The organism is Agrobacterium sp. 22-221-1, from assembly GCF_053522445.1.
This window is the reverse complement of sequence record NZ_JBNWCL010000005.1, coordinates 1-15,237: the sequence shown is the minus strand read 5'-3', so window position 1 is coordinate 15,237 and position 15,237 is coordinate 1. Positions and strand designations below refer to the sequence as shown.

Here is a 15,237-nt window from a genome sequence, read left to right as displayed (position 1 = left end):
AAATTGTATCCGATGACGTAAGGGATACGACAAGTGCGTGACGACGGCCTATAAGAGCAGAACGGAAAACCGGCGTCACAGTTGCAAAAAACGGGGAAGGGTTGGCACTATTAGAATGAATTATTCAAGCTTACCCGTTCCTCGACGAACACAATATTCCCCGTACAAGACAGGCACAGGGTGCGAAAGACTTATTCATGGCCCCCAGTGACTATCATGTCGACCTGACCAATTGCGACCGCGAACCCATCCACATCCCAGGCTATATTCAACCGCATGGCTGCCTCATCGCCTGCGACAACGCCATGCGCATGGTGCTGCGGCATTCTGAAAACTGCCGCGAACTGCTGGGCGTCGAAGGCGATATCAATGGCAGGACCGCCGAGGAGGTGCTCGGCAAAAAACTCGTCCACGATCTTCGCAATGCGCTCACCGTCACCGGCAGAACCACGCGCCCCGCCATGCTGCCCGCCATGGAAATGAGCGATGGCCGCAGCTTCGATATTTCCCTGCACCGCTACAAATCCACCACGATCATCGAATTCGAGCCCTCCCGCAGCGAAACGCAGCCGCTGGGCACCGCGCGCAAGATGGTGGACCGCATCCGCGAGGCGGACAGTGTCGAAAGCCTGATCTCCAGAACGACGCGGCTGATAAAGGCGACGCTCGGTTACGACCGGGTGATGATCTACCGTTTCGAGGAAGACGGCGCCGGCAAGGTCGTGTCGGAAGCCAAGCAGCCGGAGCTGGAAAGCTTTCTCGGTCAATATTTCCCCGCCAGCGACATACCGCAGCAGGCCCGCGCGCTCTATCTCAAGAACACATTGCGCATCATCTCCGATGCCAGCGGCGCCCGGGTTTCCGTGCTGCCGGCGCTCGATGCATCGGGCGAACCTCTCGATATGTCCTTTGCCCATCTGCGCAGCGTCTCGCCCATCCATTGCGAATATCTTCGCAACATGGGTGTTGCGGCTTCCATGTCGATTTCGGTGATTGTCGACGGCGCGCTATGGGGCCTGATCGCCTGCCATCATTATTCCCCGCGCGTGTTGACGATGCCGGTCCGGATCGCCGCTGAAATGTTCGGAGAGTTTTTCTCCATGCATTTGCAGGTTCTGAAACAGAAGCGCAGGCTCGATACCGTCAACCATGCCCATGCCGCGCTTGACCGCTTCCTTCGGCTTGCCGCCCATCACGCCAACATCGAAGAACTGCTGATCGACAGCTTTCAGGATTTTGCCGATCTGATGCCCTGCGATGGCGTCGGCCTGTGGGTGGGAAACAACTGGCACGGCCATGGCGCAACGCCGCCGCATGACGCCATTCCAAGGCTGGCGCGCTTCGTCGCCTCGGCGTCGGAAGGCAAGGTCTGGGCGACGCATGCGCTGTCGCAGGCCATACCGGAGGCGGAAATCTATGCCGGCACGGCAGCCGGAATGCTCGCCATTCCGCTGTCGCAGGTGAAAAACGACTACCTGTTGTTTTTCCGCAAAGAGATCGTGCAAAACCTGAACTGGGCCGGCAATCCGGAAAAATCCTACGAGACCGGCCCGATGGGCGACCGCCTTACCCCGCGCAAGAGCTTTGCGATCTGGAAAGAGACGGTCCGCCTGCAGGCGCAGCCCTGGTCGGAAGCCGACCGGGAGATCGCGGAAGCGGCGAGAATTGCGCTGGTCGAGGTCGCATTCCATCACAGCGAGCTGATGGCGGGCGAAAGAGAACGCGCGGAAGTGCGCCAGCGCATGCTGAACGAGGAACTCAACCACCGCGTCAAGAATGTTCTGGCCATCATCAAATCGCTGGTCGGCAATCCCTCGCAGGAAGGCAAGACCCTGCAGGAATATGTGACCGCCCTGAAAGGCCGCATTCAGGCATTGTCCTTTGCCCATGACCAGATCATTCGCGGTGAAGGCGGCGGCGCGCTTCGCGATCTTCTGGATGCCGAACTGTCACCGCATCGCTCGCCGGAAACCGTTGTGAAACTGACCGGCGCGCAGGTGACGCTCGATTCGCGCGCTTTCTCCGTCATGGCTCTTGTTCTGCATGAGCTGGCGACGAACGCCGCCAAATACGGCGCGCTTTCGCAAAATGGCGGGCAATTGCATGTGCGCTGGACCATCGACGAGAATCGCGATTGCGAGATTGAGTGGCGCGAAATCCTGCCCACCAAACTGCCCCCGCCATCGCGCGCGGGCTTCGGCACCGCGCTCATCAGCCGCAGCATCCCATACGATCTCGGCGGACGCAGCACGATACGCTATTTGCCTGACGGACTGGAGGCGGAAATTCTCCTGCCCTCCCGTCACGTTTCCTCTGCTACGGCAGTCGCCGACACGCAAACCGAAGATGAAACCGCGCCGCAGCCCAGACGCTACAACCGGGAGGAGCCGTTGAAAGTATTACTCGTCGAAGACCAGATGCTGATCGCCATGGATGTCGAGAACATGCTGGAAGACAACGGCATCAAGGCAATCGAAACGGCGACCTCGTCGGCAATGGCCATTGAAAAGCTGAAGACCTATGTGCCGGATGTCGCCATTCTCGACATCAATCTCGGCTCCGATACATCGATCCCCGTCGCCCGGGAACTCCACCGCCGCGGCGTCCCCTTCCTCTTCGCCACCGGTTATGCGGATGGCAGCATGGTGCCGGATGAATTCGGCACCGTGCCGGTGATCAGGAAGCCCTATGATGAAGATGCGCTGATGGCGGGCATTGGGCTGCTGGTGGGGGATGCGGAGCGGGTTTAGGAGACTTATGTGAACGAGGCTTCCTGATTGGGAAAACCCGCCCTCACTGAAATCTCGTAAAGCCCCGCTTTTTCGCGTCTTCCGGGCTGACCTCATTTCCGATTTTAAACCGGAATTCCGTCACCGTGTAATTTTCCAGATCGACTTCGCACTGGAACGAGACGTCATGCCAGCCATTGCCCGTGTTAAACGCGCCGCCGGAAGCATCGATCGAATTACCGGAAATCCTGCCGCCCGTGTCCGAATAGGGGATCATGCCCCTGGCGGCAAATCCCGCACCCTGAATCTGGGCCAGGGCTTCGGTGCTGCAAAGCTGAACGACGCGGCGACGCGGTGGCAGATCGCCAAACATCTGGCGTCTCTGGGCCGGTGACAACATGGACGAAGACAGGAGGTTTTTGGCCGCCGGAAGTTTCGCGGGCTTCTTTTCCGGTACTTCCGCCGGCTTTTCTTCAGCCGGCTTGGCCTGCGGCACAGGCGGCTGATCGGGCTGCGCTTCTTCCTTCACGGGTGAAACCGCAATCTCCCCCTGTGCGGCGGAAGCCTGAAGATCGCTGTTGGCGGCAGGAGCTGCGGGCTTTTCCTCGGCCGTTTTTTCAGGCTGGCTTGCAGGCTCCTCGGAAGGCTCGGTCTTTTCCGCTTCCTCCGTCTTGCCTGGCTTGTCCTCAGGGTCCGCCTGCGTTTCCTCGGGCCTCATGGCGATGGCCGGCAACGTCGCCTGCGGCGGCGGCAAAGGTTTTGCCTCTTCTGCCGGAGGAGCGGGTGGCGGTGGGGGTTGCGGCTTTTCCTTTTTCGCCTTCTCTTCACCCGGCGGCGGGGCCTCTTCCGCCTTTTTCTCCTCGGGCGGAGACACCAGATCGACGCTGATGCTCTCCGGCTCCTGCGGCTCGGCTATCCGCTCCGGCAGCTCGAAAAAGAAAAGCGCGACGACGGCAAGATGCAGCAGCACGGAGACGGGCACAGCCCATCCTCCCCTCCGCCATTTGCTTGCCGAAATCTGTTGCATCTCATCGAACCAAATCGAACCGGAGCATCTCCAATAAAAGCGGAATGCCTGTTTTCCCACATAAGGCTTGTCGCAGAGTTCGCCAGTGCGGGAAACAAAAAACCCGGCCAGCGCTGACTGACCGGGTTCAATTTTAAAGGAAGCGGAACGCTTAGCTGTCGAGGAAGCTGCGCAGCTTTCTGGAGCGGCTCGGATGTTTCAGCTTGCGCAGCGCCTTCGCCTCGATCTGGCGGATACGTTCGCGCGTGACCGAGAACTGCTGGCCGACTTCTTCCAGCGTATGGTCCGTGTTCATGCCGATGCCGAAACGCATACGCAGAACGCGTTCTTCACGCGGCGTCAGCGAAGCCAGAACGCGGGTGGTCGTCTCGCGCAGGTTCGCCTGAATGGCGGCGTCGATCGGCAGCAGCGCGTTCTTGTCCTCGATGAAGTCGCCGAGATGCGAATCCTCTTCGTCGCCCACGGGGGTTTCGAGCGAAATCGGCTCCTTGGCGATCTTCAGAACCTTGCGCACCTTCTCAAGCGGCATGGCCAGCTTTTCGGCCAGTTCTTCCGGGGTCGGCTCGCGGCCGATCTCGTGCAGCATCTGGCGCGAGGTGCGAACGATCTTGTTGATCGTCTCGATCATGTGAACCGGAATACGGATCGTGCGGGCCTGGTCAGCGATCGAACGGGTGATCGCCTGCCTGATCCACCAGGTCGCATAGGTCGAGAACTTGTAACCGCGACGATACTCGAATTTGTCGACCGCCTTCATCAGGCCGATATTGCCTTCCTGAATGAGATCGAGGAACTGCAGGCCACGGTTGGTGTATTTTTTCGCAATCGAGATCACCAGACGCAGGTTGGCCTCGACCATCTCCTTCTTGGCGATACGCGCTTCGCGCTCGCCCTTCTGCACCATCGAAACGATGCGGCGGAATTCGGCGATGGAAATACCGGTTTCCGTGGAGAGGTTCTGGATTTCCTGACGGATTTCGCGGATCGTGTTGCTTTCTTCGCGGGCGAATTCCTTCCAGCCGCGGGCGGCCAGATTGGCAATCGACTTCATCCAGTTCGGATCGAGTTCCGCACCGTGATACTGCTCAAGGAAGCTGTCGCGCTTGACGCCATAGGATTCGGCAAGGCGCAGCAGCCGGCCTTCATTCTGCATCAGACGCTTGGAAATGTCGTAGAGCTGCTCGACAAGGCTGTCGATGCGGTTCTGGTTCAGCGACAGCGACTTGACGGCCGTGATCAGCTGATCCTTCAATTCCTTGTAACGACGCTCCTGACCGGAAGACAGGGTGCCGGTGCAGGCAAGACGCGCCTCAACCTGCTGGTCCTGAAGCTTGCGCAGCTTCTTGTAGGTGTCAGCAATGGTGTCGAGCGTTTCCATGACCTGCGGGCGCAGTTCGGCTTCCATCGCGGCAAGCGAAAGATTGGACTCGTCGTCGTCCTCTTCTTCCTCTTCCGGCGGCAGGCCATCGCCGCCAACATCCGTCACATCCTCGTCGCCGGTCGGCGCGCGCAGCTTGCGGGTCTTTTCCTTCTCCTCGGCGGCCTTGCGGTCCGCTTCGATCTTTTCCGGGCTCTGGAACTGCGGAGCCGCCTTGGCTTCCGGACCGGAATAGGTGGTTTCGAGATCGATGATCTCGCGCAGCAGCGTCGTGCCTTCGTTGAGTTCGTCGCGCCAGATGATCAGCGCCTGGAACGTCAGCGGGCTTTCGCACAGGCCGGAAATCATCGTTTCGCGGCCGGCCTCGATGCGCTTGGCGATGGCGATTTCGCCTTCGCGCGACAGAAGCTCCACGGAACCCATTTCGCGCAGATACATGCGCACCGGGTCGTCGGTACGGTCGGTCGGTTCTTTCTTCTTGGCGGTCGCAAGCGCGGTGCCGCTGGAAGGGGCAAGTTCCCCACCCTCGGAATCGTCGCTATCGGAATCGCTGTCGTCGTCGCTGCTGGCGGCTTCCTCGGCGTCCTCGTCCTCGATCACGTTGATGCCCATGTCGGACAGCATCGCCATCGTGTCCTCGATCTGCTCGGAGGTCACCTCTTCAGACGGCAGGACGGAATTCAGCTCGTCCATCGTCACATAGCCGCGCTTCTTGGCGGCCTTGATCATTTTCTTGACCGCGTCATCCGAAAGGTCGAGAAGCGGGCCGTCCGTCGCACCGTCGCGTTCGTTTTCTGCTTCTTCGTTTTCTTTGACTTTGGTTGCCATCTATCTCGTCGCTTTCCCTGACGCTAACACCTGTTCCGCCGCATCGCCGTCCGCCCCTTGAGCATCCGGCGCATTGCCGCGAATCACTGTCAGACACCTAACGGAGTGATCTTTAATTGCCGATTAACCACGGCAGCCTCAGGCAGAATGCAAAGACAGTGCACCCGGAAATGCTTGCTCATGCAATTTCTATCCGCCAAGGCTCATTCCACCTTACTTTTCCTGAAATGGTGATTCCCGCTATTTCCCGCCCCGTCAAGCCTTTGAGGGCGAGACAGCCAAGGAAATTCTTAAAAAGAGCCGCATTTTGCGGGTTATCACCAGACTATCCCCTATTTAGGACGCCTGCCGCAAAAGGCAACCCCAAACACCTTTCAATTCTGCCGACCGCCCTCAGCCATGGCCGACGGCCGGCCCCTTCACCCGGCCGGACATGACCCCGAAACCATCGATGATCGCCTCCTGATTTTCCATACGGCCGATTTCAAGCTGCACTTCGGCCAGCGCCCGCACCAGCAATGTACCGCGTTCGTCATCCGTCGCCTCGGCGATTTCCCGCTCCAGTTCCTTTTTCTGCCAGAGCAGGGATTTCGTCCTCTTATGCAGGGAAAGCGCCTGCACATAACCCTCGCGCGCATCCTCCATCGCCGCCTGCTCCGTCGCCGTCCACAGGCGGGCATTGCGAACCTGCTGATCCATGGCCTTCAAAAGCACCTCGAAACCCTGCTGCGACAGGCGCTCGATCAGCCCCGCCCGCGAAATCTCCGCCGCACTTTCCGCCGCATAGGTCAGCACCGTCGACCACAGGCGCTGCAAATCGCGGTTCTCGTAGTCAATGGCGGCGATCTCGTCATATTCCTCGAGCAACAATTCGGGATGGTTGACGATGGTGATGGCAAGAACGCTTTCCCGGAGCGAAGGCTTGGTCTGATAGCCCCTGACAAGGCCAGACTGCGCCAGCCGGTCTGAAATGCTGCTGGTTGGTGCAGCCATCGCCCCGCCCCGCCCCGGCGCATTGCGCTGGAAGCCGCGTCCCGCCGACTGCGCACCATTGCGGCGAAAATTGCCGTTCTGAGCCCCGCTTTGCTGAAAACGCGGCTGGAAAAAACCGTTCAGCCTGTCGCGCATATCCTGCTGGTAAAACCGGCGCACCGTCTCGTCGCCGATAACGGCCACGATCTGCCGCAACCGGCTTTCAAGCTGCGCACGTTTTTCCGGCGTATCGAAAATGACGCCGGAGGTCTCGCGGCTCCAGATCATCGCGGCCAGCGGCTTGGCTTCAGACAGCACCCGGTCGAAAGGCGCACGCCCCTCAAGCCGCACGAGATCGTCCGGATCCTTGCCATCGGGCAGAAGCGCGAAGCTGACGGAACGATCCGGCTTGATATGCGGCAGGGCAAGATCGGCCGCACGGTTGGCGGCGCGAATGCCGGCGCCATCGCCATCGAAGCAGAGGATCGGCTGCGGCGACATTTTCCAGAGGAGATCGAGCTGGCTTTCGGTCAGCGCCGTGCCGAGCGGGGCGACGGCATTTTCCACACCCGCCTGATGGAGCGCGATAACATCCATATAACCTTCGACGGCGATGACCGAACCGCCTGCCGCCTGCGAGGCGCGCCGGGCGCGAGCGAAATTGTAGAGAACATTGCCCTTGTGAAAGAGCTCTGTTTCGTTGGAGTTCAGATATTTCGCCACCGCATCCGCGGCCATGGCGCGGCCGCCGAAAGCGATCACCTTTTCCCGCGAAGACAGGATCGGAAACATGATGCGGTCTCGGAAGCGGTCGTAGGAGACCGGCACATTCTCATGCACCACCAGCCCGCAGGCCTCCATCTGTTCCTTCGTCACGCCCTTGCTCGCCAGATGCTCTTTCAGCGCATTGCGGCTATCGGGCGCATAACCCAGCCGGAAAGTCTCGATGGTGCGCCCGGTCAACCCGCGATCGCGCAGGTAAGCCCGCGCCCGCGCTCCGAGCGCCGTCTGCAACTGGTCCTGAAAGAACAGCGTCGCCATTTCCATGACGTCCTGAAGCGAGGTGCGCTCACGCTCGCGCTTTTCCGCCTGCGGATCGGGCTGCGGCATGGAGATGCCGGCCATATCGGCAATCTGCTGCACGGCCTCCGGAAAACTCAGGCCCTCAAGCTCGGTCAGAAAGCGGAAGTGATCGCCGGAAACGCCGCAACCGAAACAATGATACCGCCCCTTGCGGTCCTCACAATGGAAGCTCGGGCTTTTCTCGCCATGAAACGGGCAGCAGGCCCAATAATCCCCGCGCGACGTGTTGGTCTTCTTCTTGTCCCAGGACACACGTCGGCCGATCACATCGGAGATGTGCACGCGGTCGCGTATCTCATCGAGGAAAGAGTTGGAAAAGCGCATGGGTTACCTATTCGAGGCCAGTCTTTCATATAAGCGCGGAAAGAGGCCAGCACAAAACTTAAAGAACAGGAATACCCGATATTCACAGGCCACGACGGCAAAATCACATCGCCATTGCGCCCGCTTCGGGCAAATTTATGGCACCGCAGCATCACCAAAAATTATGTTTTTGTAATTTGAGCCGGCCGCGGCGGCGATGTAAAAACATAAACGAAGGCAGCAATTGACCTCCGTATAATCTGCCGACGCCCGCAGGCACGTCCCCCGAAAAAGCCTGTGAAGGACCGCATTTTGATCCGCCGGAATGCGTTTTCGTCGACAGAAAAAAGGCAGGGCAGCCCACATCTGCCCTGCCTTTACTTTTTAAGAATGCCCGAACTTACTTCAGCAAATCCTTGACGACGCCGGAAGCCTTGGCGAAGTCGATCTGGCCGGGATAACGCTCCTTCAGCGCATTCATGCACTTGCCCATGTCGCGCAGGCCGGACGCGCCGGTCTCAGTGATGACGGCCTGGCAGAGTTCGCGCACCTTCTCGGCCGGGATTTCTTCCGGCATGAATTCCTTGATGATGACGATTTCCTCGCGCTCCTGAGCGGCAAGCTCGGGGCGGCCGGCGCCTTCATAGATATTGGCGGATTCTTCCCGCTGCTTCACCATCTTGGTCAGGATCTGCATGATGTCCTCATCGCTGACGGGGTCTTTGCCCACGCCGCGATTGGCGATATCGCGATCCTTGATGGCGGTCTGGATGAGGCGCACGGTCGAGGTGCGGCGTGCATCACGAGCCTTCAATGCGTCCTTCAAAGCGTTTGCGAACGTGTCGCGCATCATTTTTCTTCTCCTTGGGAAAGCGCTTTCCGCAGCTTCTCGATACGGAAACTTTCCACCTCATTTTGCGAAACGACATAAACGAGCAGACACGCTCAAGCAAATCAAATGCATAAGACCTTGAAAATACGGTGGTTTAATTCCACGTAAATCTTGGCCCTGCGGTTGACCGCTTGGGCTGCTTTCGTTATTTTCCGGCACCTGCACGAGATTTTAACGAAGGGTCGGAACGCGAGCTTTATCGCGCGCCCCTTTATGTCACGAAGCCTGCGACAAAAATGGCCCCTTACCCCCTGCCTTTCAAGAGGCGGGGTGCGAAGCGGCAGAAACGGAACGAGATGACCGAGACAGCGCCCTGGACTACCCGCAAACCGACCGCAATGCTTGTTCTTGCCGATGGCACGGTGATTGAAGGAACGGGCATCGGCGCAACCGGCAAGGTTCAGGCCGAAGTCTGCTTCAACACGGCGCTGACGGGTTACGAGGAAATCCTGACCGATCCTTCCTATCTCGGCCAGATCGTTACCTTCACCTTCCCGCATATCGGCAATGTCGGCACCAATGAGGAAGACATCGAAGACCTGACGCCCGCCGCCCGCCGCGGCGCCGTCGGCGTCATCTTCAAGGCCGATATCACCGATCCGTCGAACTTCCGCGCCGCCAAGCATCTCGATGCCTGGCTGAAGGCCCGCGGCGTCATCGGCCTTTGCGGCATCGACACCCGCGCGCTCACCGCATGGATCCGCGAAAACGGCGCGCCGAACGCGGTGATCGCCCATGACCCGAACGGCGTCTTCGACATCGAAGCGCTGAAGGCGGAAGCCAAGGCCTGGAGCGGCCTCGTCGGTCTCGATCTCGCCATCGAAGCCACCTCCGGCCAGTCCTCCACCTGGACGGAAACGCCGTGGGTCTGGAACAAGGGTTATGGCACGCTCGGCGAAGCCGATGCCAAGTATCACGTCGTCTGCGTGGATTTTGGCGTCAAGCGCAACATCCTGCGCCTCTTTGCCGGTCTGGATTGCAAGGTCACGGTCGTTCCGGCCCAGACGTCGGCCGAAGACATTCTCGCGCTGAAGCCGGATGGCGTGTTCCTGTCCAACGGTCCGGGAGACCCGGCCGCGACGGGCGAATATGCCGTGCCGGTTATCCAGAACCTCATCAAGAGCGAGCTGCCGATCTTCGGCATCTGCCTCGGCCACCAGATGCTCGGTCTCGCCGTCGGTGCAAAGACCGAAAAGATGCACCAGGGCCACCACGGCGCCAACCATCCGGTCAAGGACTTCACCACCGGCAAGGTTGAAATCGTCTCCATGAACCACGGCTTTGCAGTCGACACCAAGTCGCTGCCCGAAGGCGTCGAAGAGACCCATATCTCGCTGTTCGATGGCACCAATTGCGGCCTGCGCATCGTCGGCAAGCCGGTCTTCTCCGTCCAGCACCACCCGGAAGCATCGCCCGGCCCGCAGGACAGCCACTATCTCTTCCGCCGCTTCGTCAACCTGCTGCGCGAAAGACAAGGCGAGGCAGCGCTCGCCGAGCGCTGATACCTCGTAAAATCAGGAAAGATTGTGCGGCCCGCTTTTCAGCGGGCCGTTTGCATTTCACGCTTCACCAGAAGGACGAAGCGGACGGTGAGCAGAACGGCCGCCGTCGAAAGGCCGATCACGAAGCCGAACCAGACGCCGCGCCCGCCAAAGCCGAGCGGAAAAGCCATGGTCCAGGCAAGCGCCAGCCCGATCGGCCAATAGGAAATCAGCGCCAGCATCGCCGGAATGCGCGCATCCTTCAATCCGCGCAGCAGGCCCGCCGTCACGGCCTGAATGCCGTCGACAAGCTGGAAGATGCCGGCAATCACCACCAGGCTGCTGGCATAGGCAAGCACTTCCGCCGCCTCGGGCAACTTCGCATCCAGGAACCATTTCGCCAGAAATTCCGGCACGGCCGCAAACAGGATGCCGCCGCAAATGGCAATGCCGCAGGCAATCGCATAGACCATGATGGAGGCGCGGATGAGGTTCTTGAAGTCCCCTTGACCGCGGGCGATGCCCACCCGCACGGTCGCCGCCTGCGACAGGCCGAGCGGAATCATGAAGGCGATGGAGGCGAGCTGCAGGGCGATGCCGTGCGCCGCAAGCTGCACGGTGCCGATCTGCCCCATCAGGATCGAAGCGGCGGCGAACAGCGTCACTTCGGCAAGGATGGTGATGCTGATCGGCAGACCGAGGCGCAGCACTTCGAAGAGCGCATGCCAGTCCGGCCGCCAGAAACGCACGAACAGCTCGTATTTCCTGGTTTCCTCCCGCGTCTGCACATAGGCGACGATGAAGATGAAGCTGAAGGCATTGACGATGACGGCAACGACGGCAGCACCGTTCATGCCCATGGCGGGCAATCCGAAATGGCCGAACACCAGCGCATAGGCAAGCACACCGTTCATCACCAGCATGATGATGGTGACATAAAGAATGATGCCGGCGCGCCCGATGGCGCTGACGAGCCCGCGCAGGACATAAAACAGCAGCGCCGGCAAAAGGCCGAATTTGGCGATGGCGAGATAATGACCGGTCAACGCCGCCACATTGGGGTTCTGCCCGAGAGAAATGAGAATGCGCTCGGCGTTGAAGAAGATCGGCAGGGCGAGCAGCCAATAGGCGATCGCCACCCACATGCCCATGCGCAGCGAACGACGGGCCGCCGTCGCATCCCCCTGCCCGTAGGCCTGCGCCACCATCGGCACCACGGCCACGGAAAAGCCCGAGCCGAAAATGAAGACGACGAAAAAGAACTGCCCAGCCAGCACCATGGCCGCCAGCTTTTCAGCGCCAAGCTGTCCGACGATGACCATATCCGTTGTATGGATGCCAAGCTGTGCGAGCTGCGCACCGATGAGCGGAATTCCCAGCGCAAGCGTAGCCTGAAAATGCGAAAACCACGACCCCGATCCGGACGGAACGGTTTCTGCAACAACCGACGAAGACATTGTAATTCACCTGAACTTTGGCCGTTGCCCGCGAATTGCGCAACGGCAGCATGGTGATGAATAAAATATTCCCTTCCTGCACGCAACCTTTGCGGATGAGTGATCAAAATTTACGCAAACAAACGGCGCCGCTCCGGCCTCGGCGCAAACGACATGACATAAGACAAATTTAGCTGAATTTTACCATTCCGCTTTATTCATTAGAACATCGCGTAGTTCTTTTAAATCACAAGCTGCATGATGCAGAATATTCCCGCCTTTCTGGCATGTCTTTCCCACCATTTCACAAGATGAGCCGAACGGTACATCCTGTTCCAAGGACGTGTAGCTTGCCCAAAAAAACCAACCTCATGACACGCATCCTCTTTGCGGCGTCTTCGCTTGTCGTCGCCGCCTTTGCCGGTTTTTCCTTCTACATCGACAGCCTTCAGCACCGTGTCACGACGGAAGCGGTGGCGGAAAATATCGATTCTTCCGGCAAGCAGGCCGCGCAAAGCATCGCCAACTGGCTGAATGGCCGCATCATGCTGACGGAAACAGTGGCAAAGACGCTTGCCAAGCTTCCGGATGAAGAGGCGAAGCTGCGGTTTCTGGAAAACGACGTTCTGACCGCGCAGTTCATGTCGACCTATTTCGGCAATGCCGAAACAGGAAGCTTCACCACCTTCCCCAAAACACCGCTGCCGGAAGGATATGACCCGCGCAAGCGTCCGTGGTATCTGGATGCGGTCAAGGCCGGCAAGACGGTTTTGACCGAACCCTATAGCGACGCCTCGACCGGCGGGCTCATCATCACTGCCGCCATTCCCGTTTCCATCGATGGCAAGCTGGCCGGCGTTACGGGCAGCGACTTCTCGCTCAATTCGCTGGTCAACATGATCAAGTCGGTGGATGCCGGCACGGACGGATATGCGTTCCTCGTCAGCAAGGACGGCAAGATCCTTATTCACCCCGATCCGAAATTCGTCGACAAGCCGCTGGCCGATCTCTTCAAGGTCAATACGCCGGCGATTTCCTCGGCGATTTCGCAGACCGAAATCGACGGCAAGGGCAAGATCACCAGCTTCATTCCAGTCGCCGGCCTGCCCTCGGTCGACTGGTATCTCGGCTTTGTCGTCGATTCCGATGTTGCCTATGGCGCCATTGGCCAGTTCCGCCTGGCGGCGACCATCGCCACAATTCTCGCCGCCGCGATCATGATCGGTCTCTTGGCCACCGTGCTGTCCCGCTTCATCGTTCGCCCGGTGACGCAGATGACCTCGGCCATGGAAGGCCTCGCATCCGGCAATCTCGAGGTCGCGATTCCCGGTCAGGAGCGCACCGACCAGATCGGCTCCATGGCCGCGGCCGTCGCCGTGTTCCGGTCGAACGCCATGGAACGCCTGCGTCTCGAAGGCGATGCCGAAGAAAACCGCACGCTTTCCGAACGGGAGCGCAACGAGCGCGAAAGACTGGCGGCAAAGGACGCCGCCGACATCCAGTTCGCGGTCGATTCGCTTGCCCGTGGATTGGCGCATCTTTCCGATGGCGACCTCAATTACCGCATCGACACGCCCTTCGTGACCCGCATCGACCGTCTGCGCGATGATTTCAACAATTCCGTCGCCAAGCTGAACGCAGCGCTCAGCACCGTCGGCCAGAACGCTCGCGCCATCGACGCCGGCGCCGGCGAAATCCGCCAGTCCGCCGACGATCTGGCGCGACGCACCGAGCAGCAGGCGGCCTCCGTGGAAGAGACCGCGGCGGCGCTTGAGGAGATCACCACCACCGTCAAGGATTCCGCTCGCCGTGCGGAAGAAGTGGGCCGTCTGGTCGACCGCACCCGCAACAATGCTGAACAGTCCGGCATCATCGTCGAAGATGCGGTGCGCGCCATGGAGGGCATCGAAAAATCGTCGTCCGAGATCAGCAACATCATCGGCGTGATCGACGAGATCGCCTTCCAGACCAACCTTCTGGCGCTGAATGCCGGCGTGGAAGCCGCGCGCGCCGGTGAGGCCGGCAAGGGGTTCGCCGTCGTCGCACAGGAGGTGCGCGAGCTTGCCCAGCGCTCCGCCAGTGCGGCGAAGGAGATCAAGACGCTGATCAACGCCTCGACATCGCAGGTGCAGTCCGGCGTCGATCTCGTCGGCAATGCCGGCAAGGCGCTGGAAACCATCGTCCGCGAAGTGCAGGAAATCAATCGCCACATCGACGCCATCGTGACGTCGTCGCGTGAACAGTCCACCGGCCTTCAGGAAATCAACACCGCCATCAACACCATCGATCAGGGCACGCAGCAGAATGCCGCCATGGTCGAGGAACAGACGGCCGCAAGCCACGGGCTCGCCTCGGAAGCGGCGGCGCTCAACGAGCTGCTCGCACAGTTCCAGCTCGCCACGGCCACCCGGCGGCAGGCGGAGTATGGGCGGGCCGCTTGAGGGGGAGAACAATATTGGCCGGATCGCTACTGCAACCAGATCACGGCCGAAAGTCACCCATTCTCGATGTCATCCTCGGGCTTGTCCCGAGGATCCAACCAAGCCTCGTTTAAAAGATACGTCGCAGATGCTCGGGACAAGCAACCGTGGATCTACTGTGCGAATGCCGGGTCTGATCGAGCGATTGCGTTGAGGATTGTGATGAGCTTTCGCACGGTTGCGATGATGGCGAGTTTGAAAGGCTTGCCGCGCATTCTGAGCCGTTGATAGAAGCCGCCAAGAACAGGGTCTCTGACCTTGATGGCGCTGAGTACGGCCATATAGGCGATGTCGCGCAGATGTTTTCTGCCCCCTGCACATCGCCCGTTTCGTTCGGTTGCGCCCGACTGGCGAGCATAAGGCGCCACCCCGACAAGGGCGGCGGCGACTTTTGCAGAGACTTTTCCCAGCTCCGGCATGTCGGCAAGCAACGCCGTTGCCAGGACCGGCCCGACGCCGGTGACCTGGCGAAGGCGGGCATGGCTTTTGCGCAGCCTCGGCGTCTGCGTCAGCACATCGTCGATTGCCGCATCCAATGTGGCAATATCCTGTGCGATGGTCCGCAGACGCTCCTCGATCAGGTCGCGCACCAGCGGTTCGTCGATGGTGTCGAGCTGGCTGACGAGCC

At 59.9% G+C, this 15,237-nt stretch carries 9 protein-coding genes; 3 read left to right on the top strand and 6 right to left on the bottom strand.

From position 1 onward, the window contains the following. Positions 1 to 197: 197 nt before the first annotated feature. Complete coding sequence (locus tag ACQZ5N_RS09125) at positions 198 to 2,750, top strand: HWE histidine kinase domain-containing protein (RefSeq protein ID WP_448732737.1); 2,553 nt, start codon at positions 198 to 200, stop codon at positions 2,748 to 2,750. A gap of 43 nt (positions 2,751 to 2,793) precedes the next feature. On the opposite strand, the gene ACQZ5N_RS09120 is transcribed toward ACQZ5N_RS09125, so the two are convergent. The 4 genes from ACQZ5N_RS09120 to ACQZ5N_RS09105 form a co-directional block, all read right to left on the bottom strand. Then, entirely contained in the window at positions 2,794 to 3,711 is a 918-nt protein-coding gene (locus ACQZ5N_RS09120) for a DUF930 domain-containing protein (protein ID WP_448732736.1), read from the bottom strand. A 196-nt stretch (positions 3,712 to 3,907) separates the two neighbouring features. Continuing rightward, on the bottom strand, positions 3,908 to 5,962 hold the full coding sequence (gene rpoD, locus ACQZ5N_RS09115; RefSeq protein WP_035260974.1) for an RNA polymerase sigma factor RpoD: 2,055 nt from the start codon (positions 5,960 to 5,962) through the stop codon (positions 3,908 to 3,910). A 393-nt stretch (positions 5,963 to 6,355) separates the two neighbouring features. Then, positions 6,356 to 8,341, bottom strand: a complete 1,986-nt coding sequence (gene dnaG, locus ACQZ5N_RS09110; protein ID WP_448732735.1) for a DNA primase — start codon at positions 8,339 to 8,341, stop codon at positions 6,356 to 6,358. 379 nt (positions 8,342 to 8,720) lie between these two features. After that, positions 8,721 to 9,173, bottom strand: coding sequence for a GatB/YqeY domain-containing protein (locus ACQZ5N_RS09105; RefSeq protein WP_003522833.1), 453 nt, complete (start codon positions 9,171 to 9,173; stop codon positions 8,721 to 8,723). A gap of 335 nt (positions 9,174 to 9,508) precedes the next feature. Here ACQZ5N_RS09105 and carA point away from each other — a divergent pair, with 335 nt between their 5' ends. Next, positions 9,509 to 10,714: a glutamine-hydrolyzing carbamoyl-phosphate synthase small subunit gene (gene carA / locus ACQZ5N_RS09100; RefSeq protein WP_003522834.1), complete on the top strand. Its 1,206-nt coding sequence runs from the start codon at positions 9,509 to 9,511 to the stop codon at positions 10,712 to 10,714. A 38-nt stretch (positions 10,715 to 10,752) separates the two neighbouring features. On the opposite strand, the gene ACQZ5N_RS09095 is transcribed toward carA, so the two are convergent. Next, complete coding sequence (locus ACQZ5N_RS09095; RefSeq protein WP_020809198.1) at positions 10,753 to 12,150, bottom strand: MATE family efflux transporter; 1,398 nt, start codon at positions 12,148 to 12,150, stop codon at positions 10,753 to 10,755. Positions 12,151 to 12,479: 329 nt separating this feature from the next. Here ACQZ5N_RS09095 and mcpU point away from each other — a divergent pair, with 329 nt between their 5' ends. Beyond that, positions 12,480 to 14,570, top strand: coding sequence for a methyl-accepting chemotaxis protein McpU (gene mcpU / locus ACQZ5N_RS09090; RefSeq protein WP_448732734.1), 2,091 nt, complete (start codon positions 12,480 to 12,482; stop codon positions 14,568 to 14,570). Positions 14,571 to 14,722: 152 nt separating this feature from the next. On the opposite strand, the gene ACQZ5N_RS09085 is transcribed toward mcpU, so the two are convergent. After that, positions 14,723 to 15,237 (bottom strand): transposase (locus ACQZ5N_RS09085; protein WP_448732733.1); only part of this gene is annotated, 515 nt, incomplete at its 5' end.

Excerpts from the sequence above, each read along its gene's own strand:
- ACQZ5N_RS09125 (WP_448732737.1), top strand. The coding sequence starts at position 198 with ATGGCCCCCAGTGACTATCATGTCGACCTGACCAATTGCGACCGCGAA.
- rpoD (WP_035260974.1), bottom strand. The coding sequence starts at position 5,962 with ATGGCAACCAAAGTCAAAGAAAACGAAGAAGCAGAAAACGAACGCGAC.
- dnaG (WP_448732735.1), bottom strand. The coding sequence starts at position 8,341 with ATGCGCTTTTCCAACTCTTTCCTCGATGAGATACGCGACCGCGTGCAC.
- ACQZ5N_RS09105 (WP_003522833.1), bottom strand. The coding sequence starts at position 9,173 with ATGATGCGCGACACGTTCGCAAACGCTTTGAAGGACGCATTGAAGGCT.
- carA (WP_003522834.1), top strand. The coding sequence starts at position 9,509 with ATGACCGAGACAGCGCCCTGGACTACCCGCAAACCGACCGCAATGCTT.
- ACQZ5N_RS09095 (WP_020809198.1), bottom strand. The coding sequence starts at position 12,150 with ATGTCTTCGTCGGTTGTTGCAGAAACCGTTCCGTCCGGATCGGGGTCG.